Annotated in this window: 24 protein-coding genes; 10 read left to right on the top strand and 14 right to left on the bottom strand. The window is 56.6% G+C overall.

Features of this window, described 5'->3' with window-relative positions:
• Positions 1-18: 18 nt before the first annotated feature.
• The 6 genes from ACO6TI_RS25770 to ACO6TI_RS25745 all read left to right on the top strand — a co-directional run bounded on the left by ACO6TI_RS25770 (position 19) and on the right by ACO6TI_RS25745 (position 5196).
• A complete protein-coding gene (locus tag ACO6TI_RS25770; RefSeq protein WP_422383644.1) occupies positions 19-960 on the top strand; it encodes an ABC transporter substrate-binding protein in 942 nt (313 codons plus the stop codon).
• Positions 961-1033: 73 nt separating this feature from the next.
• On the top strand, positions 1034-1822 hold the full coding sequence (locus tag ACO6TI_RS25765; RefSeq protein ID WP_055116731.1) for an ATP-binding cassette domain-containing protein: 789 nt from the start codon (positions 1034-1036) through the stop codon (positions 1820-1822).
• Between the two features lie 38 nt (positions 1823-1860).
• Positions 1861-2856 carry a zinc-binding alcohol dehydrogenase family protein gene (locus tag ACO6TI_RS25760; RefSeq protein ID WP_055117034.1) on the top strand — a complete coding sequence of 332 codons (996 nt, stop codon included), beginning with the start codon at positions 1861-1863 and terminating at the stop codon, positions 2854-2856.
• 206 nt (positions 2857-3062) lie between these two features.
• Positions 3063-3893 carry a rhodanese-related sulfurtransferase gene (locus ACO6TI_RS25755; protein WP_055116729.1) on the top strand — a complete coding sequence of 277 codons (831 nt, stop codon included), beginning with the start codon at positions 3063-3065 and terminating at the stop codon, positions 3891-3893.
• A 124-nt stretch (positions 3894-4017) separates the two neighbouring features.
• Positions 4018-4605 carry a hypothetical protein gene (locus ACO6TI_RS25750; RefSeq protein WP_055116728.1) on the top strand — a complete coding sequence of 196 codons (588 nt, stop codon included), beginning with the start codon at positions 4018-4020 and terminating at the stop codon, positions 4603-4605.
• 78 nt (positions 4606-4683) lie between these two features.
• Entirely contained in the window at positions 4684-5196 is a 513-nt protein-coding gene (locus tag ACO6TI_RS25745) for a hypothetical protein (RefSeq protein WP_422383643.1), read from the top strand.
• A 77-nt stretch (positions 5197-5273) separates the two neighbouring features.
• Here ACO6TI_RS25745 and ACO6TI_RS25740 read toward each other — a convergent pair whose 3' ends face one another.
• Positions 5274-6164: an SMP-30/gluconolactonase/LRE family protein gene (locus ACO6TI_RS25740; RefSeq protein WP_422383642.1), complete on the bottom strand. Its 891-nt coding sequence runs from the start codon at positions 6162-6164 to the stop codon at positions 5274-5276.
• Positions 6165-6293: 129 nt separating this feature from the next.
• Positions 6294-6764, bottom strand: coding sequence for an Lrp/AsnC family transcriptional regulator (locus ACO6TI_RS25735; protein ID WP_029063169.1), 471 nt, complete (start codon positions 6762-6764; stop codon positions 6294-6296).
• Between the two features lie 182 nt (positions 6765-6946).
• Here ACO6TI_RS25735 and ald point away from each other — a divergent pair, with 182 nt between their 5' ends.
• Positions 6947-8086: an alanine dehydrogenase gene (ald, locus tag ACO6TI_RS25730; RefSeq protein WP_409855611.1), complete on the top strand. Its 1140-nt coding sequence runs from the start codon at positions 6947-6949 to the stop codon at positions 8084-8086.
• Between the two features lie 214 nt (positions 8087-8300).
• The gene (locus ACO6TI_RS25725) at positions 8301-9842 is read left to right on the top strand and encodes an acetolactate synthase large subunit (protein ID WP_196895573.1); all 1542 of its coding nucleotides are present in this window, start codon (positions 8301-8303) and stop codon (positions 9840-9842) included.
• 264 nt (positions 9843-10106) lie between these two features.
• Here the strand turns inward: ACO6TI_RS25725 and ACO6TI_RS25720 are convergent, their stop codons facing one another.
• From ACO6TI_RS25720 to ACO6TI_RS25705, 4 genes are all read right to left on the bottom strand, one after another.
• A complete protein-coding gene (locus tag ACO6TI_RS25720; RefSeq protein ID WP_144436015.1) occupies positions 10107-11090 on the bottom strand; it encodes a hypothetical protein in 984 nt (327 codons plus the stop codon).
• Positions 11083-12777: an ABC transporter permease gene (locus tag ACO6TI_RS25715; RefSeq protein ID WP_235808760.1), complete on the bottom strand. Its 1695-nt coding sequence runs from the start codon at positions 12775-12777 to the stop codon at positions 11083-11085. Before ACO6TI_RS25715 ends, ACO6TI_RS25720 begins: the two co-directional genes overlap by 8 nt.
• Positions 12774-13865, bottom strand: a complete 1092-nt coding sequence (locus ACO6TI_RS25710; RefSeq protein WP_108873764.1) for an ABC transporter ATP-binding protein — start codon at positions 13863-13865, stop codon at positions 12774-12776. Before ACO6TI_RS25710 ends, ACO6TI_RS25715 begins: the two co-directional genes overlap by 4 nt.
• 64 nt (positions 13866-13929) lie before the next feature.
• On the bottom strand, positions 13930-14919 hold the full coding sequence (locus ACO6TI_RS25705; RefSeq protein ID WP_104704127.1) for an extracellular solute-binding protein: 990 nt from the start codon (positions 14917-14919) through the stop codon (positions 13930-13932).
• Between the two features lie 132 nt (positions 14920-15051).
• Here ACO6TI_RS25705 and ACO6TI_RS25700 point away from each other — a divergent pair, with 132 nt between their 5' ends.
• Positions 15052-16161, top strand: coding sequence for an ROK family transcriptional regulator (locus ACO6TI_RS25700; protein ID WP_104704043.1), 1110 nt, complete (start codon positions 15052-15054; stop codon positions 16159-16161).
• A gap of 36 nt (positions 16162-16197) precedes the next feature.
• Here ACO6TI_RS25700 and ACO6TI_RS25695 read toward each other — a convergent pair whose 3' ends face one another.
• From ACO6TI_RS25695 to pgi, 5 genes are all read right to left on the bottom strand, one after another.
• On the bottom strand, positions 16198-16470 hold the full coding sequence (locus ACO6TI_RS25695) for a hypothetical protein (protein WP_029063161.1): 273 nt from the start codon (positions 16468-16470) through the stop codon (positions 16198-16200).
• A gap of 141 nt (positions 16471-16611) precedes the next feature.
• Entirely contained in the window at positions 16612-16830 is a 219-nt protein-coding gene (locus tag ACO6TI_RS25690; RefSeq protein ID WP_051644892.1) for a hypothetical protein, read from the bottom strand.
• A 303-nt stretch (positions 16831-17133) separates the two neighbouring features.
• Positions 17134-17403, bottom strand: coding sequence for a lipoprotein (locus ACO6TI_RS25685; protein WP_029063160.1), 270 nt, complete (start codon positions 17401-17403; stop codon positions 17134-17136).
• Positions 17404-17464: 61 nt separating this feature from the next.
• A complete protein-coding gene (locus ACO6TI_RS25680; protein WP_029063159.1) occupies positions 17465-17734 on the bottom strand; it encodes a glycine zipper domain-containing protein in 270 nt (89 codons plus the stop codon).
• A gap of 242 nt (positions 17735-17976) precedes the next feature.
• Positions 17977-19599 (bottom strand): glucose-6-phosphate isomerase, encoded by a 1623-nt coding sequence (gene pgi / locus ACO6TI_RS25675; RefSeq protein WP_055116714.1) that lies wholly within the window; start codon positions 19597-19599, stop codon positions 17977-17979.
• 288 nt (positions 19600-19887) lie between these two features.
• Between pgi and ACO6TI_RS25670 the strand changes: the two genes are divergently transcribed.
• Complete coding sequence (locus tag ACO6TI_RS25670; protein WP_208992720.1) at positions 19888-20493, top strand: PilZ domain-containing protein; 606 nt, start codon at positions 19888-19890, stop codon at positions 20491-20493.
• Positions 20494-20532: 39 nt separating this feature from the next.
• On the opposite strand, the gene eda is transcribed toward ACO6TI_RS25670, so the two are convergent.
• From eda to zwf, 3 genes are all read right to left on the bottom strand, one after another.
• The gene (eda, locus tag ACO6TI_RS25665) at positions 20533-21171 is read right to left on the bottom strand and encodes a bifunctional 4-hydroxy-2-oxoglutarate aldolase/2-dehydro-3-deoxy-phosphogluconate aldolase (protein WP_196895575.1); all 639 of its coding nucleotides are present in this window, start codon (positions 21169-21171) and stop codon (positions 20533-20535) included.
• A 25-nt stretch (positions 21172-21196) separates the two neighbouring features.
• Positions 21197-23017 carry a phosphogluconate dehydratase gene (gene edd / locus ACO6TI_RS25660; RefSeq protein WP_422383641.1) on the bottom strand — a complete coding sequence of 607 codons (1821 nt, stop codon included), beginning with the start codon at positions 23015-23017 and terminating at the stop codon, positions 21197-21199.
• A gap of 132 nt (positions 23018-23149) precedes the next feature.
• On the bottom strand, positions 23150-24625 hold the full coding sequence (gene zwf, locus ACO6TI_RS25655; RefSeq protein WP_055116708.1) for a glucose-6-phosphate dehydrogenase: 1476 nt from the start codon (positions 24623-24625) through the stop codon (positions 23150-23152).
• Positions 24626-24629: the final 4 nt, after the last annotated feature.

The raw sequence follows: 24629 nt of genomic DNA, 5'->3' as shown, positions 1-24629 counted from the left end.
CAAACGGAGGAGAACATCATGAAGAAGCTGATTTCGACCATGGTAATGGCTAGTGCGCTCGCGCTCACGGCCGCCGCGGCACATGCAGGTGAGATTGCAGTCATCGTGAAGACGACCAATTCCAACTTCTGGCAAAACGTGAACAAGGGCGCCAGCGCCGCGATCGAAGGCCAGGAAGCGCATTCCATGACCTTCAACGGGCCGGCTTCGGAATCTGCGATTGCAGATCAGGTGAACCTTGTTGAAAACGCCGTCAACCGCGGCGTCTCGGGCATTGTGCTTGCGCCTTCCGATCCCGAAGCACTGGTGCCGGCGGTCAAGAAAGCGTTTGAAGCTCAGATACCAGTTGTCATCATCGACTCCGGCCTCGCCGAAAACGGCAAGGAATTTTTCCAAGCGTTCCTGTCGACCGACAATTGTGCGGCCGGTCAGCTTGTCGCCGACAAGATGCTGTCTGAAGTCGGTACGTCCGGCAAGGTTGCCGTCATGTCCTATGTTGCCGGTGTCGGATCGGAAGTCGGTCGTGTGGGATGTTTCGTCAAGCGCATAAACGAAAAGTCCGATATTGAAATCGTCGGTCCATTCTACTCGCAGTCCCAAATGGCGACCGCGCTCAACCAGACAACGGATGTGCTTGCGGCCAACGATGATCTGGTGGGCATTTTCGGCGCCAACGAGCCGACTGCAATCGGTATGGGACGCGCAATCGTTCAAGCCGGCAAGGCCGGCAGCATCACGGCCCTCGGGTTCGACGGGAACGCCGACCTTCAGGATTTCGTGAGAGACGGAACACTTGCAGGGACTGCGGTTCAGGGCTCATTCCAGATGGGTGAATTGGGCGTTCAGGCGATCATGAAACTTCTGAACGGCGAAAACGTCGCCGAATTCATCGATACGGGCGTCGTGTTGGCCACAAAGGAAAACATCGACCAGCCAGAGGTTCAGAACGTCCTTTACTGACAGGTCCTAACTTGCCGGGAGCTCATTTCTTCCTCGGGTTCCCGGCGTTTTTTTCATAAAGGGGCGCTTCGCGATGGTACAGCAAGGCGAATCGGCACCACTGGTGCAGATGACCGGCATTGAAAAGCACTTTGGTGGTATTCGCGCCGTTGACCGGGTCTCGCTGGATCTTCATGCCGGTGAGGTGGTTGGTGTGCTCGGGCACAATGGTGCGGGCAAGTCGTGCCTGATGCGGATATTGTCGGGGGCGATGATTGCCAATGAAGGCACAATCAGGGTGAACGGGGAAATCGCGGATATCCAGAATCCGCATCAAGCCCGAGACCTTGGTATAGAGACTATATATCAGACACTTGCGCTTGCAGATCATCTCAATGCGCCTGCAAATCTCTTTCTGGGGCGCGAACTGAAGACGAAACTCGGTAACCTGGATGACCGGAAGATGATGGGCGAAGCGATAAGCGTCTTGCGCAAGCTCAACCCGAATTTCAAGAACCTTGACGATCCTGTCTCCAGGCTCTCGGGCGGGCAACGTCAGGTCATCGCGATTGCCCGGGCGATTTACTTCAATGTGAAAATACTGATTATGGACGAACCGACCGCAGCGCTGGGACCATCGGAAACGGCGATGGTCGCGGATCTGGTCAAGAAGCTGCGATCCACGGGAATAGGAATACTGCTTGTCAGTCATGACATGCACGATGTTTTCGAATTGTGTGATCGTGTGGTCGTGATGAACAAGGGCCGGAACGTCGGCTCGCACGGGATCGAAGATGTTACAAAGGATGATGTGCTCAGCCTTATCATCAAGGGCGAATTGCCGGGCGACTGGGTTCCGCGCGGCAGGGAAATGGTGCAATGACGCTTGAAACGGCAACAGTAGATGCAGGCACGGTCAAGATGGCCAGCGGTGTTGTCGTCGAGCCGGGTGTTTTTCAGCTTCAAACGCGCGATCTGCCAGTTGAAACGCCAGACGGCTGGGTTCTTGTCGACATATGCGCGGTTGGTATTTGCGGCACGGACTACCACATTTTCGAAGGCAAGCATCCCTATCTGGAATATCCCCGCGTCATCGGTCACGAGCTCAGTGGACGAATTGCGGAAGCGTCTGGAGAATGGAAGGCCGGGGAACTGGTCGTCATAAATCCGTACCTGTCGTGCGGGGAATGCCGTGCCTGCAAGAAGGGCAAGCCCAACTGCTGTGAGCGCATTGAAGTTCTGGGTGTTCACCGGGAAGGGGGCATGTGTGCAAGGATCGCGGTGCCATCCGGCAACCTTTATCGAGCAAACGGCCTGAGCGAACTGCAAGCCGCCATGGTGGAGTTTCTTGCGATCGGCGCGCATGCCGTCAGGAGAGCGGGGGCCCTGGAGGGCGAGCGAGTTCTGGTGACGGGTGCCGGCCCGATCGGAATCGGAACAGCCCTGTTTGCGCGAATCCGGGGCGCTGACGTTCACCTTCTCGATCTCAGCGAAGCACGGTTGCGGCAGGCTTCGTCCAAATTCGGTTTCGACAATCTTCATCTCGTCGGAGACGATATTCTCGCAGGATCGCTGACGGACGGTTTTGACGTCGTATTTGACGCAACCGGCAGTGCTCGGGCGATCGAAGCCGGTTTCCCGCTGCTTGCGCATGGCAGCCGGTACGTGCTGGTGAGTGTGGTCAAGGACCAGATCCGCTTTGATGACCCGGAGTTTCACAAGCGCGAAGCGCAGATCATCGGGAGCCGCAATGCTACGGCAGAAGACTTCGAGACTGTGATGCAGGCCATCCGCGAGGGGTTGATCGACACGGACGCCTTGTGTTCCCGGACCATTCCGATCCATGAGATTGCCGACCAGTTTCAACTTCTTGCAAACGACCGCGACACCCTGATCAAAGCTGTTGTCACACTCTGAAGGCGTCTTTGCGGTCGTTTGATCAGACGCCTGGGAGCGTGTTCGCGCAATGTCTCTGCGTGTCTTTGCACCCGTTCGATCGGTGTCAGAATTACTGCGGACTTTTCAGACGGGGCTCTATCGCTGTATAGAAGGCGCCAGTCGGTCCCGAATGGACCGGGACGCCTCCATGTCGGGGCGTATGCCACAAAAAAAGAACAAGCCCGATGAACGATTTTCTGGTTGCCGCCCTTTATCTCTTCACGCCCCTCGATGACTTTGAGGAGATGCGCGATCCTCTCAAGTCCTTTTGCGTTGAACACGACGTGCGCGGCAGCCTGCTGCTTGCCGCCGAAGGCATCAACGGAACGATTTGCGGCCCGGAATCCGGAGTTCAGGCCGTGCTTGCGCACTTGCGCGCCGACCCGCGTCTGGAAGGGCTGAAACACAAGGAAGCCTGGACGCATCGCCACGTTTTCAAAAGGATGAAGGTGCGACTGAAGCAGGAGATCGTGCGTCTGGCAGTCGACGGTATCGATCCGAATGAAATCGTCGGTGAATATGTCAAACCGGAAGACTGGAACGACCTGATTTCGGAGCCTGATGTTGTCGTCATCGATACCCGGAATGACTATGAATTCGCATTTGGAACATTCGAGAATGCGCTCAATCCGGAAACACAGTCCTTTCGCGAGTTTCCCGACTGGGTGCACGAGCAGGAGAACCTGAAGAAAAAACCGAAAGTCGCCATGTTCTGTACCGGCGGCATCCGCTGTGAGAAGGCGACTGCCTGGATGCTGAAGAACGGTTTTGACGAGGTCTATCATCTGGAAGGCGGCATATTGAACTACCTGGAAAAGGTGCCGGAAGACCAGAGCCTGTGGAAGGGCGAATGTTTTGTGTTTGATGACCGGGTTTCCGTCGATCATCAACTGCAGCCGCGTTGGGGCGAATGGGTGCCGGAAGAGGCCCGCCACATCATCAACGAGGATACGGATTACGAGACGGGCACCAGGGAGCAGGCTGTCGCCGAAGAACTGAAAACGGCAACTTCTTAACGAAAATTAACATTTTCGCTTTAATGCCTTGGTAAATTTCCCTAAAGTCAGGTTGCAGGTCATTTTCCTGCACCAGACAAGGGTTCGGACCCTTTAGTGCGTCCCGACCCCGGGGGACAAGTTCATGCGTTACATTTCCTGGAGCGCGGTTTTCGCGCTGGCAATTACTCCATTTCTAATCACTTCGGCAATGGCAGGCGGCAAGGCAATCGCCTGCTATCAGCAGGCAACTGTGCCCGCAGTCTACAAGACCGTGCAGGAGCGTGTACTGGTCAGGGCCGCCAGCAACAGGGTCGTCAAGAAAGCCGCAGTATACGGCTATCAGAAACGACGGGTTCTGGTGCAGCCGGAGCGGGTGTCCTATCGCAAGACGCCTGCCGTCTACCAGACCCGCCAGCGCCATGTTCTGGTGAAACAGGCCAGCATCGGCTGGGAATACCGGATGATCAAGGGCCGCAAGACGCTGTGCAAGGTCAAGCACCCACCGGTCTATCAGGCGGTCAGCGAACGGGTAAAGGTCCAGGCAGCGTCAAAAGTCGCCGTCCGGCATCCTGCGATCTACAGCATGGTGAAGGAGAAGGTGATGCTGCAACCGGCCTCCAACCATGTGATCAGGCAACCGGCCGTCTACAAGACTGTCAACCGCCGGGTGCAGGTGCAGCCGGCACGCACAGTCTGGCAGCCGGTGAAAATCAAGGGCTGCCGGTATTAGGCTTGCATAGCTTCGGGCTGGACGAGCGGTTTGAAGTTTGCCGGCATCCGGTACATCGAGCAGCGACGGAGAGTTCACATGCACAAGGCGCTCGCAGCAGGCCTCTTTCTGGCTCTGTCGAATTCCGCCAATGCGGGCGAAGCGTTTTCGTGGACGGGCAGCTATGAAGGCTTTGTTGCTTGCGATCGTGTGATGAACGGTGCGCCGTCTACATTTGGCCGGGCGCTTGAGTTGCACTTTGTGCAGGACGGAAACGTCCTGCACATTGCAACAGAGATAGATGATCCCAGCCTTGGCAACAAAGCGTCTCTATATAACGGCTTGGTAATGGCAAGTCCTGCCGGTGACTTTACAAGTGGCTATCTGGAAGCCTGCCAATCCAGGTTTCCATACAAGGAGTTGATCCGTATTTTCCCGGCGAGCACGACGAGTGACAAATTCGGTTTTTCCGCCAGCACGGCGTTTGTCACTGACAGTCTTCCCGGTGCGGAAGGTGCCCTCCTGGTGGAAAATTGCAGGTGGTCGGCAACACGCGTCAGCCGCGAGGTACCCAAGATCAAAAAATGCGAAACGCCACCATCCGCGAATTAGTGTACCTGCGCTAATGTATGATCCAACGCTCGTAGTGGCGGCTAGGGTTGACCAGGAAACTGCTGTCTTTTTTGAAACTAAGCAGCTTTCGTCTTAAACCGTTCCGCCTTCAGCCCCGTTTTTCCATGACCTTCCACCAGGAACAATCCGCCTGACAGCGTGTCCGGTTCGATGGCCGTCGGGTCGGTGGGCTGCTTGATTGTGGTGACGATCAACTGGTCGAGGTCAGGACCACAAAAGCAGGGCATTGTCGGCTTGGGGACCGGCATCCTGATGGCTTCCAGAAGATTTCCGTCGTGCGCAAAGCAGTTGAGCAGCCCCGCAGAAACACCGGCGCTCCAGTAATTGCCGTCTGCATCCACGGTTGCTCCGTCCGGGCGTCCGGTTTCGTTGGTCTGCTGGGCAAAAAGCATTTTCGAACCGAGTGCGCCCGTCGCCGGATCGAAGGCGTAGCACTCGATCCAGCCCGGCGTTGAATCGGCGTGATACATGTAAGTGCCGTCTGCGCTCCAGGCGAGACCGTTTGAACATTGCAGTTCGTCGCGAATTTCCTCGACTTCACCACGGCCGTCGATCCTGTAAAGACCGGCGATCGGTTCGCGCGGGGAGGCGGTGTCCATGGTGCCGATCCAGAAGGCGCCGTCCGGACCGATCTTGCCGTCATTGAGGCGCGTTCCAGGTTGGTCCGCCTGGACTTCGGCAAGGACCTCGCTTTTTTCCGTACTCGGATCGAACAGCAGGATCTTGTCCCAGACACCGACCACCAGACGGTCATCGTCGGTCAGGCCGAACGATCCGACCTCGTTGTCGAAGTACCATGTGGTGATGTTGCGGCTCTCCCAGTCCATCGACTGGATCGAGCGCCCCTGAATATCGACCCAAAGCAGCCGGTCGTGCCTGTCATCCCAGGTCGGGCATTCGCCAAGTTGATAAGTTGTGTCGAGAAAGCGGGTAATCGTGTGGGACACCGAGGAAGGTTCCTTGAAAAGCCAGGCAATTGACGGATGCGGACTATATAGCCGACTTCCTCCGCCGTCGAGACTGCAAAGATCCGTATCAACCTTCCTAACTTGAATGGCACGATTCCGGTTTCAGGGTCAGAATTCAGCCTGAAGAGGGATTGCGGTTCGCTTCACGATCGGGCGGATGGCGAATGACGACTTCATTCTGAGAACGCCGGGCAACTGGGACAGGTGATCCCTGTGGATTCGTTCGAAATCAATCGGATCAGCTGCGCTGAGGCGCAGGATATAGTCGGCGTCGCCCGCCATCAGGAAACATTCCATGATTTCATCCGAGCGTGCGACGGCACGTTCGAAACTCTCAAGGGTCTCCTTGGATTGTCCGGTCAGCGAGATCTCGACAAAGACATCCATCCTCCGCCCCAGCTTGCGCTGGTCGAGAAGAGCAACGTAGTTCTCGATGATGCCGACTTCCTCAAGTGCACGGACCCGGCGAAGGCAGGCAGAGGCCGACAGTCCCACAATTTCCGCCAGATCCGCATTCGCGATCCGGCCATCCTTTTGCAAGGCGTCCAGGATTTTCCTGTCCAGACGATCAAGTTTCATTATGTTGCACCGCACATATTGCAGGTTTATCGGAGCTTTGCGGCACTATATTCGAGAAAAATCCAGATTGACGCAACAATATTGTGTCAAATGCCTGTTCAGCCCCTCGGAACGCAAGCACATTCGACCGCGGAAAGCGTAGACTTGGAGGCAATCAAATCGCTTCCAGAGGAGACGTGGTTATGCGTATTGGTGTGCCCAAGGAAATCAAGAACCATGAATACCGTGTCGGCCTGACGCCGGACAGTGTTCACGAAATGATCGCACACGGCCACGAAGTGGTCGTTGAAACAAATGCTGGCGCCGGCATCGGTGCAAACGACGCTGACTATGAAGCCGCCGGTGCGAAAATCCTTTCGACCGCGAAGGAGGTCTTCGACGCCGCACAGATGATCGTGAAGGTGAAGGAGCCGCAGGCTGTCGAGCGCGCCATGCTGCGTCCCGACCACATCCTCTTTACCTACCTGCATCTGGCTCCGGACGCCGATCAGACCGCAGATCTGGTGAAGTCCGGTGCCACCTGCATCGCGTACGAAACGGTTGTCGATTCCGGGGGTGGCCTGCCGTTGCTGGTGCCGATGTCACAGGTTGCCGGTCGTCTGTCCGTGATTGCCGGTGCCAAGGCGCTGGAGAAGGCCCATGGCGGCTCCGGTACCCTGGTCGGTGGCGTTCCGGGTGTTGAACCGGCAAAGGTTGTCGTGATTGGCGGTGGTGTTGTCGGCTCTCACGCAATCACCATGGCAATCGGTCTCGGTGCAGATGTTACCGTTCTCGATCGGAACACTGCGGTTCTCGGTCAGCTTGCGCAAACCTTTGGCCCTGCACTGAAAACGGTTTACTCGACCAGATCCGCGCTTGAAAAACATGTTCTTGAGGCGGACATGGTCGTTGGTGCCGTGCTGGTCGCCGGTGCCGCCGCACCGAAACTTGTGTCGAAGGATCTGGTCAGCCGCATGAAGCCGGGCTCGGTTCTGGTTGATGTTGCTATCGATCAGGGTGGATGCTTTGAAACCTCCAAGGCAACAACTCATTCCGATCCGACATACATTATCGACGAAGTTGTTCATTACTGCGTCGCCAACATGCCGGGCGCCGTGCCGAAAACCTCTACCTATGCTCTTAACAATGCGACGCTTCCGTTTGCACTGGCACTGGCCGACAAAGGAGCGAAACAGGCGCTTCTCGATGATCCGCACTTCCTGCCTGGCCTGAATGTGATCGGCGGGCAGGTGACCTGCGAGGCCGTCGCTGATGCGCTCGGCTACGACTATGTTGATCCGGCGACCGCTCTTGAGCAGAATGGTCAAAGCCAGGCTGCCTGATCCGGCATATCAAAGCGTTCGAGATTTAACGGCCGGTCCCTGGTGACCGGCCGTTTTTTTGATCCGCATCATCATTCCCTGCCTCCGCGAGGATTGTGCGGAAGCACGAGGCCAACCGATCATTGGACACGCCGCCGGCAACACGGTGGCGGCCGATATAGACAAGCTCGTTCAACTGCTTAATATTGCCGGAGTTTTTAAGGGAGGTGTCTGGATGAATGGTGCAGAAGCGCTGGTCGAAACAATGTTGGCATCGGATGTTTCGGTTTGCTTTGCCAACCCAGGCACGTCTGAAATGCATTTCGTGGCCGCCCTCGATACCCATCCGGAAATGCGGTGCATTCTCTGCCTGTTTGAAGGAGGTGTGACTGGCGCCGCGGATGGCTATGCCCGAATGAGCGGGAACGTTGCCGGCACGCTCCTGCATCTGGGGCCGGGTTTCGGCAACGGCTGGGCCAATCTGCACAACGCGCGCAAAGGGCATTCCGGCATTGTCAATATTGTTGGAGATCACGCAGGCTATCATCTGAAACATGATGCCCCCTTGCAGGCAGATCTCGACGGTGTTGTCGCATCGGTTTCTCAATGGGTGCGGCGGGCAACAGACAGTTCCACGGTTGCGGGCGCGGGCGCGGACGCCATCCGGGTTGCACGCGGTGGCCAGATTGCGACCGTTATCCTACCGGCCGACTGCGCCTGGGGCGAAAGTGGAGCAGGTGCGCTGACAGCTCTGCCACCCGTCGCGAAGCATCGTCCGGATGCGGATCGCGTTGCCGCATCGGCGGAGGCTCTTACTCTGCCGGGAGCCGCGCTTCTGGTGAGCGGACCCGGGCTTTACGGGCAGGGGGCGAAGTTGGCCGGGCAAATTGCCGCGCGGACCGGTTGCCGCCTGCTGGCGCCATTCTTTGCACCGCGCATCGCCCTCGGCGAGAATGCCGTTGCCTTCGAAATGTTGCCTTACAGCCCCGATCACACAATCGAGTTTCTTTCCGACCTGTCCCGCATTGTTCTTGTTGGTGAAGATCCGCCGGTGAATTTCTTCGCCTATCCGGGCAAGCCCTCAACGCCCGATCCCGCCGGATGCGTCCTGGACAGATTGTGTTACAGCGATTGGGATACAATGTGGACGCTTCAGACCATGGCCGAGGCTGTAGGTGTCGACGGCAGTGAACATGTTTCCAGGATCAAGGGCAAAAAACCGGCCTTGGAGACAGGGTCTCTGACATCAGAGGGAATCGGGCGCTGCCTGGCCAGCGCCATCCCCGACGGCGCCGTGATGGTGAATGAGGCGGTTACCGCCGGGCCCGGAATCTGGCCTCATGTGAATTTCGCTGCAAGCCATGACCGGCTCAACAATACCGGTGGCTCCATTGGCCAATGTCTTCCCAACGCGCTTGGCGCGTCGGTGGCTTGCCCGGACCGGCCGGTTTTTGCGGTTTCTGGCGATGGATCAGCAATGTATCAGCTTCAGTGTCTCTGGACCGCTGCCCGCGAAAAAATGAATATCACATTCGTGATCATTGCGAATCGAGGCTATCAGATCCTCCATGCCGAACTCCAGGCTCAGGGCGCTCAGAAACCGGGACGCAACGCACGCGCCATGTTCGACATAGAAGACCCGCTGCTTGATTGGGTGGCGCTGGCGAAAGGCCATGGCGTTCCGGCAGTGCGCGCCGACAGTGAAGAGAAATTTGCCGAGGCGTTGGAACAGGCAGCGCGAACCGATGGTCCATTTCTGATCGAGGCCCCGATCTAGGCGGACCGAAGAATTATGGCACTTGCCGCTCACAGGACGGAGCGATCCGTCCATGCAAACGAGCCTTGATTGGCGTGCGGAGTTCATCATATGCGCTGGATATGTGCTGTGCCATGACACTGCCACCGATCCCGGCACCAGGCGCAACAGGCCTTTGCCGGCCGGCGTTGAATTGACCGCCGATCGGGCGACGGTGTTGGTCTCACCGCGGTCTGAAGGCAGCCTTCGAGCCGGATCATGCGTCTGAGGTACGTCGACGCCGCGTCAGGAGTTTCTGACAACAATCACGGAGCGGTCATCTGCAAATTCCTTCGAAGTCGATCCCTTGATGCTGGGAAAGCTTTCCGTCTTGTGAAAATCGACCGTCTCGCACTTGTCGAAGGCTTTTTCCCAGGCGGAAACAGACACTTCTCCAGGGAGATCGAAATAACCGTCAGTGAAAAATTCGAGTGTTTCGACCTCTGCAATCGGTTTGCTGACGTCGATGACATCATCCATCAGGATGGGATCGCAATTCAGTGACGAGTACCCGAGCGGATGGTTCGGTCTGTTGGCATAAAGGTATTGGCTCCTTATGCCCGTGCGCAGGATTGCTTCCGTATGCCGAGGGGGGACGATGTCAGCGTATTTGTCCGATACAAGGGTGCATATCCTGGCGGCGTCCTCTTCCTCAAGAATGCCTTCACTCACACCATTGTCCAAACCCTGAAACGAAATTTTTCGTGTTTGAGCCTCGACTTCATCAGATGAACCGCCATTGCCCTTCAACAGGTTGAACACCTCAATCCGCGCTGTCGTTGAGAGGTCGTCGACGGGTTTCAGCCACCTGTAAACCTGGTCGCCGTTTATTCGTATACCGCTGTCTCCGACAACAAGCAGCCGGATTGTTTCTGCGTCGAAAAATGCTGCCGCCATGGTAGTCGACGCGCGGAAAGTGTTGCCAAGCATTCTTTCCGTCCGGCAAATCCTTTCCCTGATTGCGGAGAAGATTTCCGAAGCCGGGACATCCGTCATGGTTCTTGTGGCGGCAAACTCACCTAGGACGGATGCCGCGGCTCGGGACGCCGCCTGACCGGGAGAAACTCCGGGGGAAGTCGCACCGCTTGAAGCCCCGTCGAACACTCCGCAGGTACCCGGCAAGATCAAAAGACTGTCGTCTCCCGCCTGTCGGCCGGTTCGGTCTCTCGAATAGGTGAGCGATGAAATCTGCATTGGTATGCCGGTGCTTGGCTGAAGTTGACTAGACAAATGACGATTCCCGATCGTCAGCGAGCAGGAAGACCGCATAGACACAAAGCCCCGAGCAGACGAGCAGGATCGTGGACAAAGCCGCAGCGAGGCCAAATTCGCCGTCGAGCACCGATATGTAGATCTTCACGGGCATGGTTACTGTTTTGGAGTTGTAGAGGATCAGGGTGGAGGAAAGCTCGTTGATCGCGGTTATGAAACTCATCAGGGAGCCGACAATCAGACCGGGGAGGATCAGCGGAACCGTTACCGACACGAAGGCCCGCAGCGGAGACGCTCCAAGATTGACCGCGGCTTCTTCCAATGACGGTTTGATCTGTCGAAGGTTGGTCGTGGTTGACCGGACGCCATACGGCAATCGTCGAATGAACAGGATCATGACGATGATCAAGCCGGTACCAGTGAGGTCATACCAGCCTGATCGAAACGTCGTCACAAAGCCGATGGCCATCACGACGCCGGGGACGAGGTAGGGAACCATCATGAGGACGTCGATGGTCCCGGAAACCGCGTTTTCCCGCCGAACGATCAGGTACGAAATCAATCCGGAGAAAACAGCAATCACGGCCACAGCAATCAGAGAAAACCGGAAACTGTTGAAGATCGCTTCCGGCGCATCCAGCAGAACCCTCCGATAGCTGGAAAGACCATATTCGCCAGTGAAGACCGGACCATTGGTTTCAAGGATCGACGTGTAGACGACCACGAGTGTCGGAAACATCGCGGTTATGACAACGGCATAGCAGAAGGCGTGTGCACCCCAGTTGCGCCAGCCTTTCAGCTGCTGGATGACTGGCCGGTTGGTGAGGGCGGATGCATAGCGCCGCTTTGACAAGAACCGGCGCTGAATGAAAAGAGCCAGTATGGAGATCGCCATCATGACCAGTGAAACCGTGACGGCCATCGTGGGTTTGCCGCCGAGTTCGGATGTGTAGGCGGAATATGCGATCGTCGACAAAGTGCGGAAACCTCGGCCCAAAATTGCAGGCGTCCCGAAGTCGGCAATCGACAGTACGAAACAGATGATCGCACCGGTGCTTACCGCCGGAAATACCAGGGGCAGGGTTACGTGGAAGAACCGCTGCAAGGCGTTGCAGCCGAGGTTTTCAGCCGCATCTTCAAACGATTTGTTGACGGAACCGAGCGCGGTTTTCGTCATGAGAAACACGAACGGGAAGAATTTGAGCGTAAAGACCAGGATGATCCCGTGAGCGCCATAGATCGTCGGCAGGTTGAGACCAAGGCCCTTGAAGAAGTTGGTTATGAAGCCATTTGCGCCAAGCATCATGATCCAGGCATAGGCGCCGATGAAAGGTGGGGCGACCAGTACCAGAATCGCAAGCGTCGAGATCAGCGCCTTGCCGCGTATTCGAAACCTTGCGGTGAAAAACGCCAGCGGAACGCCGATCAGGCAAGCACCAAGTGTACCCAGAAGGCCCACTGTGAGCGTGTTTCGCAAACCCTTCACGTAGTAGTTCCGAGTGAACACCTCCACGTAGTTTGCAAGCGTAAACGCGCCGGTGTCCTCATCCAGAAAACTGACGAAAAACACGCTTGCTATCGGCAGTATCAGAAGGACAAAAAGCACAGCAATGACGAGCAGCGTCATTGCGGTCCAGAAATCGAAGCGTACAGGACCAAAAATGTAGACAGGTTTCAAGAGAGGGTTTGAGGTGGTCATTGTCATGACAACCTCCGGCCCGTTTCTCCATTTTCGAACAGGATTGCTTCATCACGGTTGAAGGCGAAGGTGACCGGATCGCCTTCGGCCAGACCAAGAAGATCTGATGTCGGCCGCAAAATAGCGCGAACGTCGTCTCCGAGATGGGTCTTGCCATGGACTTCAAGTTCTCGCCCTATGAAGCTGATTTGCCGAATGTTGCCGTCAAAGGTCAGCATGTCGTCACTGGCAGCGTGTGAACCCCGAGAGACATTCACCGCTTCAGGGCGAACCGAAACGGCGATCTTCGTGTCTGAAATGCCTCCTGCAATCGAACGCACCTTCAGGTCGGACGTGGTCAGGATCGCATCGCCTTGACTATCAATGTTTCCTGCAAGGAAATTGTTGGCACCGACAAAATTGGCGACGAAACGGTTTGCCGGATTGCGGTAGATTTCGAAAGGGGAGGCTGCCTGCTGAATGATCCCGCCGAACATGACGCAAACGACGTCTGACATGGCAAGAGCCTCTTCCTGGTCATGGGTCACGTAAATGGTTGTCATGCCCATGTCTTTCTGGATGCGGCGTAATTCTCCCCTGAGGTCCACGCGAAGCTTGGCATCCAGATTGGAGAGGGGTTCGTCCATCAGAAGGACGGTAGGGTCGACCGCGATTGCGCGGGCGAGCCCGACGCGCTGCTGCTGCCCGCCGCTCAACTCGTGAGGCATGCGGTGGGCGAGTTCCTCAAGTTGAACAATCCTGAGAGCTTCGGCCACCTTCGGCTTGATCAGGGCGGAAGAAATCTTTTTTCTCTTGAGACCGAAGGCCACATTGTCGGTGACGCTCAGATGCGGAAAAACCGCGTAATCCTGAAAGACCATTCCAACGCCGCGCTTGTGTGCGGGCATGTTCTGAATTTCCCGGCCATTGACGAGGATTGTGCCGGAGTCCTGAAAGTGAAATCCCGCAATCGTACGCAACAGCGTCGTTTTTCCGCAGCCACTTGGGCCGAGCAACGTAAAAAACGCTCCGGATTCGATCTGAATATCGATGTCTGACAGGGCCAGGACAGGCCCGTAAGATTTTCTGATATTGACGATATCAACGGATGCCATCGTCGTTGCCCCTCCCAAATTGTCCGTTGGTAGTGCGGCCGGGGAACCCGGCCGCATCGCTTGCTTACTGGTAGTCGAGAACAGCTTCACCCCAGGCTTCCACGAGGCGTTTGCGCTCCTTGGCTGCCCACTGGAAATCATAGTCGACAGCCTTGATGTCACCCAGGGGGACAAGGCTCTCATTGGAGGGAACATCTGTGCGAACCGGGCGGCGTCCCTGAGCGGCGACTACTTTCTGCGCCTCGGCAGACAGGATGAAGTCGATGAACTTCTTGCCTGCGTCGGAATTCGGAGAGCCGGAAACCAGTGCAATTGCATCCGGAGAAATGGCTGTACCTTCGGCCGGATAGACGATTTCGACAGGTCCTCCACCCTCCTTGTACCGAAGAGCTGCATCCTCGAGTGTTACTCCGATCGGCAGTTCGCCATCATTTACAAAGCGGGGGACGGCGCCGGAACTGTCGGACAGGACAAAATTGGAAAGCATGCCGTTATAGACATCCCAGCCTGATTGTTCGTCACCAAATGCCTGCAGAACTGTTGCGAACTGGATATAGGCCGAGCCGGACTTGTCCGCGCGGGCCGAAGATATCAGATCGTCATATTCAGGTTTGGCCAGATCCGACCAGCTTGCCGGCACAGGCTTGTCGCCAAGAGCGTCCTTGTTGACGGCAAATGCCATGACAACAGCCGTAAATGGCGACCAGAGTTCGCTTTTTATCAGAGAAGGATCAACTGAAGCCTGCTCTGGCGATACATATGCCGTGAACAAATCCGGATTGAAATCCACCACGGTGCCGTCGACGCTCCACAAAACATCGGCAACCGGGGAGGCGGATTCGGCTGTCAGCCGGTTCAGGAGTTCTCCGGAACCCGCCTTGATAACCTCGACCTTCGTACCGGAGGCTTCCTCAAACATCGGTACAAGTTCATCGACAAAATTCTGTGGCGCAGCGGTGTAGACAGTGACCGTACCGTCAGCAAAGGCCATCGTGGCCGACAGCGTCGCGGTCAGGGCAACACCAAGTTTCAGCAAAGTTTTCTTCGGGTTCATTCGTTCCTCCCTCACAAGGTCGTGCCCGGCGGATACGCTGAGCAAGCATTATATTGCGAAGCGCAAATTAAAAAATCAAGGTTTATTTGCGTGGTGCAATTTATTAGGCTGCACGGAGACTAGGAGCATAAATTGAATACACTGCAGAAACCGAGCGCGCGGCGCCTTATCCAGCTGCTTCGCTCTCAGGGGCCGGTTTCCAGGTTGAAGCTGGCGGATCTGCTGGATGTGCAGCCATCAACCGTAACCCGGATTGTCAATCAGCTTCTGGATGACGGGCTTGTTGTCGAGGAAGCGGACCCGAACCGCGCAGGTCGGCGCGGTTATCCTTCAAAATTGCTTCAGCTTCGTCCCATGGGACTGCTGTCTGCCGGTGTGTTTATCGACCCGGAGAGGTACTACACCTGTATTGTCAATGCCTTGGGGGAAGTCCTCTCAGAAGAGACGTCATCGATTACCGATCGCGGGTTTTCTCAACTCATGGAGCTGATCGGTGCATCTGTTGACCGGCAGACCAGGCAGCTTGGACTGCAGCCGGATCGTTTCATCGGGTGCGGCATCAGTTATCCCGGACAACATACCAGCAAGCCGGGCATCGTTCGGCAGACACAGTATTTTTCCGAATGGCCGGAGATCGATGCGAGCAAGGATTTTGCGCCCTATTTCGATATGCCGGTGCATCAGCTGAACGACGCAAAATGTGCCTGTCTTGCTGAGCTTCTGTTCGGAAGCTGTCGGTCCGTGCGTAACTTCAATTACGTCTGGTTGTCTCACGGTATCGGTGGTGCCGCGGTCATTGACCAATCGCTGTATCTGGGAAAAAGCGCGTCGGCTGCCGAATTCGGGGGGCTTTTTCCCAAGTCGCAACCGCGACCTTCAGGATCGGATCTTTTGGCGACCATAAAAGAGGCCGGGCTTGCTGCCGATAATCTGGAACACATCAGCAAGGCAGACCTGCAGCACGAAAGCATTTTGAACTGGGTTGACCGGGTTGAACAACAACTCAAATGGCTCAGCCTTGTCATAACCCGGACCATGTCGCCGGACGCAATCGTGCTGGGTGGGCGATTGCCGGATGCAATTTTCTCAGAGCTGATCGAGAGGCTGTCTGCAAGCAAGTCTCTCGGGGAGGATCATTTCGGTCCGCACCCGACCTTCATACGCGCCGAAGCCGACAAAAAACCTCACTTGGGAGCAGCGGCATTACCGCTTTATCTGACGACAAGTCCGAATGCCGGATAAAGCTGACATGTGCGAAAACTCAAGGGCAGCGCATATTTAAGGGCAGCGCACCTTGTAGGGGGTGCCGTTCTGATCCTGCGCTATGCAGTTGCGCGGCGTTGTGACGATACCAACCAAGCCGCCACCGACAGCACCCAGTGCTGCACCGGCTAGCGTCGCGTTGACCGTCGACCCGGCAACGGCGCCGATCGTTGCACCGGTTGCTGCCCCGAGGCCGGCCCCGATGAGCATTCTGTCCCGCTGGCTTTCGGTATTGACGCAGCCGGCAAGAAGGAAGGCGAGGGCCGTTGCTGCTAGAATCGGTTTCATCACGGTCCCTTGGCAAAGGAATGAGCTTCGCCAAAGGTGAAGATTTATGGTTAACAGTTTCTTACTGCGCCAGGGTTATCCAGTTTCGATTTCCGGAATTTGCACCAGCGGCCGGAAACTCCATACCGGCAGGGGAGCCAATCAATTCGGCGTGGTCGCCGCGCCGATAACAGCTCCAGCGCCTGCGCCGATTGCAGCCCCTGCAAGAACAGGTGCGGCTCCGGCTCCAACGGCAGCGCCAACAACTGCGCCAGTTGCCAGCCCAAGGCCGCCGCCAATCAATGCGCGATCTGTCTGCCGGCTGGAGCTGCACCCGGCAAGCAATGTGGCGACTGCAGCCACCAATATGACTTTTTTCATCTAGGTCATAACCTCAAAAATGAGTGAAATTCGGTGACGGTTTCTGAAACTCTCGGTAAGGCAAGACGTGGGGGACGGAAATCATTTTGTCCTGCACGCCCGCGCTACCGGGCAGGTCCATTCCGGCATCCTCAGGAATTGGCTATTCCCGCCATTTGCCTGTGGCGAACGCGCTGAAAATGAATCATTTTCAACGCCTTCGCTTTGGACAAGCAGCCAAAACGCTCAAAACCCAATCAACTCATTATTGAATCCGTAACCTAAACGGCACGTTAAGATCGGAGCTTTTGGGGCTGTATTCGATCAGGGGCAAACAACCCGATAGGGGTTGCCGTACCGGTCATAGGCGACACAGTTCTTCGGCGTGGTGGCGGCACCAACGATTGCACCGCCTGCCGCACCAATTGCTGCGCCAGCGAGAGCAGGGCCCGCTCCGCCTCCGGCTGCTGCGCCGATTATTGCGCCGGTTGCAGCACCCAAGCCGCCGCCTACGAGCGCGCGATCAGTCTGACTGTCGGACTGACAGCCGGCTAGAAAGGCAGCTGCCACGGCAACAAACAGAAGTTTTTTCATATTTTTCATCCTACCGGTTGATCATTCCCGGATCGCGCTTCGAACAGTGTGTCGGGCCTTGTTACGGGCACGCCACACGGTACGGGTTGCCGTAACGGTCGTAAGCGACACAGTTTTTCGGTGTTGTGGCAGATCCAACAATCGCACCACCAGCTGCGCCGATAACGCCACCGACGAGCGCTCCTCCGACATCACCGGTTGCTGCAGCGCCGATAGCGGCACCGGTTGCTGCACCCAGGCCACCGCCAACGAGGGCCCGGTCAGTCTGGCTGTCAGATTGGCATCCGGCCAACGCAACGCCGATCGCTGCGAGCAGAACAAACTTCTTCATGAAAGATAACTCCCTTCAGAACCACATTCAGCGGCACGTTCAATAGTTTTAAATCTCACCAAGGGTAAGCTGCTTTGCCCGACGGGGCAATCTATCAATTCCCACAACGTGCAAAAGAGCTCAGGGCGGTGAGACCCGAGTTGTTCAGTGATGTGAAACAGATAGCCCGCGTTAGGCAAAAATATGACGGTCGCTTCCGTTGCTTCGGTGCTCCCGTCCTATTTTTGTCCATCGGGACAGGATCACCCTTTCAAAATGGCGAGCAATCCGCGGGTCGAGGCGTCTTTTTTGTCTGCCGAAGCCTGGCCCTTCACCATGGGCAGAAGCGCCGTGGCCAGTTCCTTGCCCAGTTCCACACCCCACTGATCGAATGAATTTATTCCCCAGATGACGCCTTCGACGAAGACACGATGCTCGTAGAGAGCTATCAGGCGGCCAAGCGCGAAGGGAGTAAGCCTGTCATAAACGAGCGTGAGTGACGGACGGTCACCGGGAAACACCTTGTGCGGGGCAAGTCGCTCGACGTCTTCCTTGGAATGACCCGATGCTGTTAGCAACGCCGTCGCCTCCTCAAGGGTCCGACCGAGCATCAGAGCTTCGGATTGCGCCAGGCAGTTGGCCATCAGCAGATCATGATGTTGCTGCAAGTCGCTCTCATGACCATGTGCTGCAATAAGGAATTCGCACGGAATAACCGTCGTTCCCTGGTGGAGTAGCTGGTAGAAGGCATGTTGCCCGTTCGTGCCGGGTTCTCCCCAGACGAGCGGGCCGGTCTCCCTGTCGACCGGGCTGCCGTCGAGCCTGACCCGTTTTCCATTCGATTCCATGTCGAGCTGTTGCAGATATGCCGGCAGCCGCGCGAGGCGCTGGTCGTAGGGAAGGACAGCGCGCGCCGAATATCCGACGACATCCCGGTGCCACACGCCGATCAACGCCATCAGCACCGGCAGGTTTTGATCAAGCGGCGCTTCCTGAAAATGCAGGTCGATTGCGTGTGCGCCCTCCAGGAAATCATTGAATGCATCCGGTCCGATCGCAATCATCAGGGGCAGGCCGATGGCGGACCAGATCGAATAGCGACCGCCGACCCAGTCCCAGAAACCAAAGACGCGGCTCCGGTCAATGCCGAAGGCCGCCACCTTGTCCAGCGCGGTTGAAACGGCTGCAAAGTGCTGGCCGACCGCTTCTTCGCCGAGGGTGTCCGCAATCCACCTTCGTGCTGTTGCGGCATTGGTCATGGTTTCGATGGTCGTAAAAGTTTTGGATGCGACGATGATCAGGGTCGTCGCAGGATCGAGTTTTTCCAGCGTATCTGCAATATGTGCGCCGTCGACATTGGAAACATAGTGAAGCTCCGGACCGTCATGGTAGGGAGCAAGCGCCAGTGTTGCCATGACTGGTCCGAGGTCGGACCCGCCGATACCTATGTTGACGACGTCGGTAAAGGGGGCGCCCGATGACGACACCAACTCTCCGGAACGAACCGCCTCGGAAAAATCTGCCATCGCGTCCAGCACCGCGCGAACATCTGGCATGACATCATGTCCATCGACAAGGACCGGACGATCGGACCGGTTGCGGAGCGCAGTGTGGAGCACTGCCCGCTCTTCGGTCGTGTTGATCTTCTCACCTGCAAACATTGCAGATCGCCGCTGTTCCAGGTCTGCAGCCCGTGCGAGCTCAAACAGGAGGTCCAGGGTCTTGAGGTCTATTTTGGTTTTGGAATAGTCGAGTAGCAGGTCGCCCGTGCGGGCGGAAAACTTTTCGAAACGGTCAGGGTCATCCGCGAACAACTCGCGCAGGGTCGTGTTGCTCATCTTGTCGGCCTGTTCGCCGAGTGAAACAAACGCTGCTTCGAGAGCCATTGGAGTACCTCTTTTAAATCGATTTAACCGGTTGAATTTTCGTCATTGGGCAAGGTAGGCATCAATTAGCACAGCAACTTGACGGAGGGAAAAAGATTTTCCGACTTGCCGGCTGGTCGAGGTGGCAGACGGGGCATAACTGAATTCTGCATGGCGCGTGTCTCATGCGGTGGTTGTATTGGGTCCGGAATTGATAAGATATTAGGAGTTTTGACGTAGCGTCTATCAAGTCGTGCCGAAGGGTACGTAGAAATTCCAATGAATTCACATTTCAGGCAATCAGACCCAATGTGCGCAGCGAAAACTTCTCATGATCTGGCTCATCTTCAGGGAAATCCGGATGTTCGGGAAAACGTGCTCGTTGTCGATTTCGATACACTCGCAATCATTGATGCGGTGGTTACGAATGTAAGTGAATGGGGCTGTTGCCTGACGTCGGAACATGTCAGCGAGTTATACAAGAATGTCGGGATCCGCCTTGAAGGGTCGCGCAAGCTTTCCAAGGCACATGTGACATCGGTCAAGGGCAAAGACGCAGCCGTTGTTTTTACAACGCACGAAAGCTCAGTCACCGACAAGCGTCGCGAGAAACGAAACGACGTCAAGATTCCCGTGACGATTGCTGACCTGGAAGGTATCACCGAGATTACCGGTATCATTGTGGATGCAGCCAAGAACGGGTGCAAGGTCAAGGCCGAGGGGCTAACTGCGCTTCCCGAAGAAGTTCTCATTTCGATGAAAAAATTCGACAAGCCGGTTGTCGCAGAATTTGCCTGGCGCAACGACAAGTCTGCCGGTCTACGCCTCCTTTGGAACAGGACCCTGGAGGAGAGCGGGAGCGATGAGAGCGGTGAAGACCAAGACCTAATGGCTCAGGAAACCGAGGACGCCTGACAAGCAGATGCCTCATGCAAATTTGCCAACTACCTTTCTTTAATCGTTGAGCCCGGCAGCCGCGCGCGCGCGTTCCTCGATGCCGGCCCAGTCCTCGGCAGCAATCGCCTTGGCATCGGCGATCCAGGAACCGCCCACGCACAGAACATTCGGAAGTGCGAGATAGTCCGGTGCCTTGTCGAGACTGACACCGCCTGTCGGGCAGAATTTGGCCGCTGCAAGGGGGGAGGACAGCGACTTCAGATAAGACGTGCCGCCCGCCTGCTCAGCCGGAAAGAATTTCAGGCGTTCATATCCGCGTTCCAGAAGAAACATCACCTCGGAGGCCGTAGCCGCACCCGGCAGGAGCGGCACACTGTGCTCGTCGGCTGCGTCCAGCAGGGACTTTGTCGCTCCCGGAGAAACAACAAAACGAGCCCCGGCCGAGACTGCTGCATCATATTGCTTGCCGTTCAAGACTGTTCCGGCGCCGACAATCGCTCCATCCACATGCTCGTTTACGGCGTCGATTGCTTCCAGAGCATGTGGTGTACGCAAGGTGATTTCGATAGCAGGCAGACCACCTCTGACGAGGGCTTCAGCCATCGGTACGGCCTTCCTGGGGTCCTCGACAACCAGTACCGGGATAACAGGTGCAGCGCACATCACTGCTTCGATCTTCTGAATGTCCTGAGCCATTGTTTTCTCCCGAATAGTATTGGCTTTACACACCAAACACGTGCGCGCCATCGTCTGCTGCGCCAACATTTGCCCGAAATGCAGCAAAGAGGTCCCTCCCGACACCGAACTGATGCTCACTGAGGTCTGCGGTCGCAAGCGGTCTGGCGTTGAATTCGGCGTCGTCTACAAGAACCATGAGTTCACCGGTGACGGCATTGATGCGGATCATGTCACCATCTTTGATCTTCGCTATCGGACCGCCGTTCGCTGCCTCCGGCGTGACGTGGATTGCTGCCGGAACCTTGCCTGATGCGCCAGACATTCTGCCATCGGTAATAAGGGCCACCTTGTGGCCGCGGTCCTGGAGAATGCCGAGACAGGGCGTGAGTTTGTGAAGTTCAGGCATTCCCATGGCCTTTGGACCCTGGAAGCGAACCACCGCGGCAATATCGCCCTTCAGTTCCTTGTTGTTGAAGGCCGTCAGGAAATCGTCCTGCGAATGAAAGACACGAGCAGGGGCTTCAATGACGTGCCGCTCCTTGGCGACCGCGGAAATCTTGATGACCGCCTTGCCGAAATTGCCGGTCAACATTTTCAAGCCTCCAGTCGGCTGGAAGGCCTTTGATAGCGGAGCAAGAACGGTTTCGTCCCCTGACACCGCCGGTACCTGTTCACGCACGATGTTTCCATCCTGGTCGAGTTTGGCCTCAACCGTGTATCCTGAAAGATCCGTGCCGTGGACCGTTTTGACGTCCTTGTGCAGGTATCCATCCGACAGGAGTTCGCGGATCAGGAATGCAAGGCCACCGGCTGCCTGGAAGTGGTTTACGTCCGCCTTGCCGTTCGGATAGACCCGGGTGAGGAGCGGAACAACATCCGAAAGTTCGGAAATATCATCCCAAGTCAGCTTGATGCCCGCAGTTGCGGCGATCGCAACCAGATGCATCGTGTGGTTAGTCGAACCGCCCGTCGCATGCAGGCCGACAACACCGTTGACAATGGCCTTTTCGTTGATGATTTCGCCCGCTGGAGTAAACTCGTTGCCGAGCGCAGAAATTGCCAGTGCGCGTCTTGTGGCCTCCCTGGTCAGCGCATCGCGGAGCGGGGTGCCCGGATTGACGAAAGAGGCGCCTGGCATGTGCAGCCCCATGATTTCCATCAGCATCTGGTTGGAGTTTGCCGTGCCGTAGAAGGTACAGGTACCTGGCGAGTGATAGGCCTTGGACTCGCTTTCCAGCAGGGCGTCCCGGCCGACTTTTCCTTCCGCATAGAGTTGCCGCACCTTTGCCTTGTCGTCATTCGAAATACCGGTTGTCATCGGACCTGCCGGAACGAACACGGCCGGCAGGTGACCGAAGGAAAGCGCGGCAATCGCGAGACCGGGAACGATCTTGTCGCAGATCCCGAGGAAAACAGCGGCATCGAACATCTGGTGCGACAGACCCACAGCGGCGGACATGGCGATCACATCGCGCGAAAACAGGGACAATTCCATGCCGTCCTGACCCTGTGTGACGCCATCACACATGGCGGGGACACCGCCTGCAACCTGCGCCACAGCACCGACTTCGTGCGCGGCTTCGCGGATGAGCGCCGGATAGGTCTCGTATGGTTGGTGGGCCGACAGCATGTCATTGTAGGAAGTGATGATCCCCAGGTTGGGTACCACATCACCGGACAAGGCCTGCTTGTCGGATAGTCCACATGCGGCAAAACCGTGCGCAAGGTTGCCGCAGGAAAGCCGCGAACGTTGGGGGCCCTTGTCGGCAGCCTTGCCGATCCGGTCCAGATAAAGAGAACGGCTGTCGTGACTGCGTCTGACGATCCGTTCCGTGACATCGCCGATGCGATCCTGGATAGTCATGCTTCAAGTCCTTTCCTTGCCGGTAACGGCTGGGTCATGGCTTTCGGGCAAATTTCGCGCTTTCGCCCGATAACTCTATTCAATCGATTTAAATGGCAGAAATTTCACAGACCCCAAGCCTGTGAAATCTGCTTATTCGGCATCGTCTTCAGACCAGGTGCGTCCATCGCGTTCCACGAGCGCAATGGAGGCGGACGGGCCCCAGGTGCCTGCAGTATACCCCTTCGGCGTTTCCTTGGACGTTGCCCAGGCGGCCAGGATCGGATCGATCCAGGACCAGGCCGCATCGACTTCGTCCCGGCGCATGAACAGTGTCTGGTTGCCCCGGATCACGTCCATGATCAAACGCTCATAGGCGTCCGGATTGCGCACCTTGAAGGCATCGGCAAAACTCATGTCGAGCGGAACCTGTCTCAGCCGCATTCCGCCCGGGCCCGGGTCCTTGATCATGATCTGCATCTGGACACCTTCATCCGGCTGAAGGCGGATGATCAGGCGATTGGCCGTGATCTTTCCCGCTTCCGTGCCGAAGATGGAATGGGGAATGGGACGGAATTGCACGACGATTTCCGATACACGTTGCGCAAGCCGTTTGCCGGTCCGCAGATAAAACGGAACCCCGGACCACCGCCAATTTGCGATTTCAGCCTTCAATGCGACAAAGGTTTCTGTCCGGCTTTCGTCGTTGCCAAGCTCTTCAAGATATCCGGGAACCGCGCCGCCGGCAGACGCCCCGGCACGGTATTGACCCCGCACGGTCAACTTGTCGAGATTGTGGTTGCCGATTGGAGACAGGGCCTTCAGCACCTTCAGTTTTTCATCCCGGACGCTGTCCGCGTTCATCGACTCCGGTGGTTCCATGGCCACAAGACACAACAGCTGCAGGATATGGTTCTGGACCATGTCTCTCAAGGCGCCAGCCGTATCGTAGTAGCCGGCGCGCCCACCGACACCGAGGGATTCCGCGACAGTGATCTGAACATGATCGATATGTGCAGCGTTCCAGAGCGGTTCGAACAGGGCATTGGCAAACCTGAGTGCCATCAGATTCTGAACGGTTTCCTTGCCCAGATAGTGGTCGATACGGAAGATCTGTTCTTCCTTGAAGACCGCGCCGACCGTGTCATTGAGGGCCTTGGCCGAAGCACCGTCCTTGCCGATCGGCTTTTCCATGACGACACGGGCATGATCATTGACCGCTCCCACTCTGCCAAGGTTCTCGCAGATGGTTCCGAACAGATCAGGGCCGACAGCCAGATAAAACCCCCGAATAACGTCTTCGCGTTCATCCAGCACTTTTTTCAGGTCTTCAAAACCCTGAGCAGTCGCGACATCGATCTTGACGTAACGCAGGCGTTTCAGAAACCGGGCAAGATGATCTTCCTCGAGATCCTTCACATGTTCCTGGAGTGCCGTCCTGGCCCAGTCACAATAGTCATCGTCGGTATAGTCACGGCGCGCACTGCAGATGATGCGTGCGTTCTCAGGCATCTGCCCATCTGCGTCGCGGTGGTAGAGAGCCGGCAGAAGCTTGCGATGCGCAAGGTCACCGGACGCGCCGAACACGACAAGGTCGAATTCCTGAACTTCAATGACGCGTACCGCCATGAGA

Source organism: Roseibium album (genome assembly GCF_965233825.1).
GTDB lineage: Bacteria > Pseudomonadota > Alphaproteobacteria > Rhizobiales > Stappiaceae > Roseibium > Roseibium album.
Note: the sequence above shows the minus strand (reverse complement) of the source record. Positions and strands in the feature narration are given on the sequence as shown.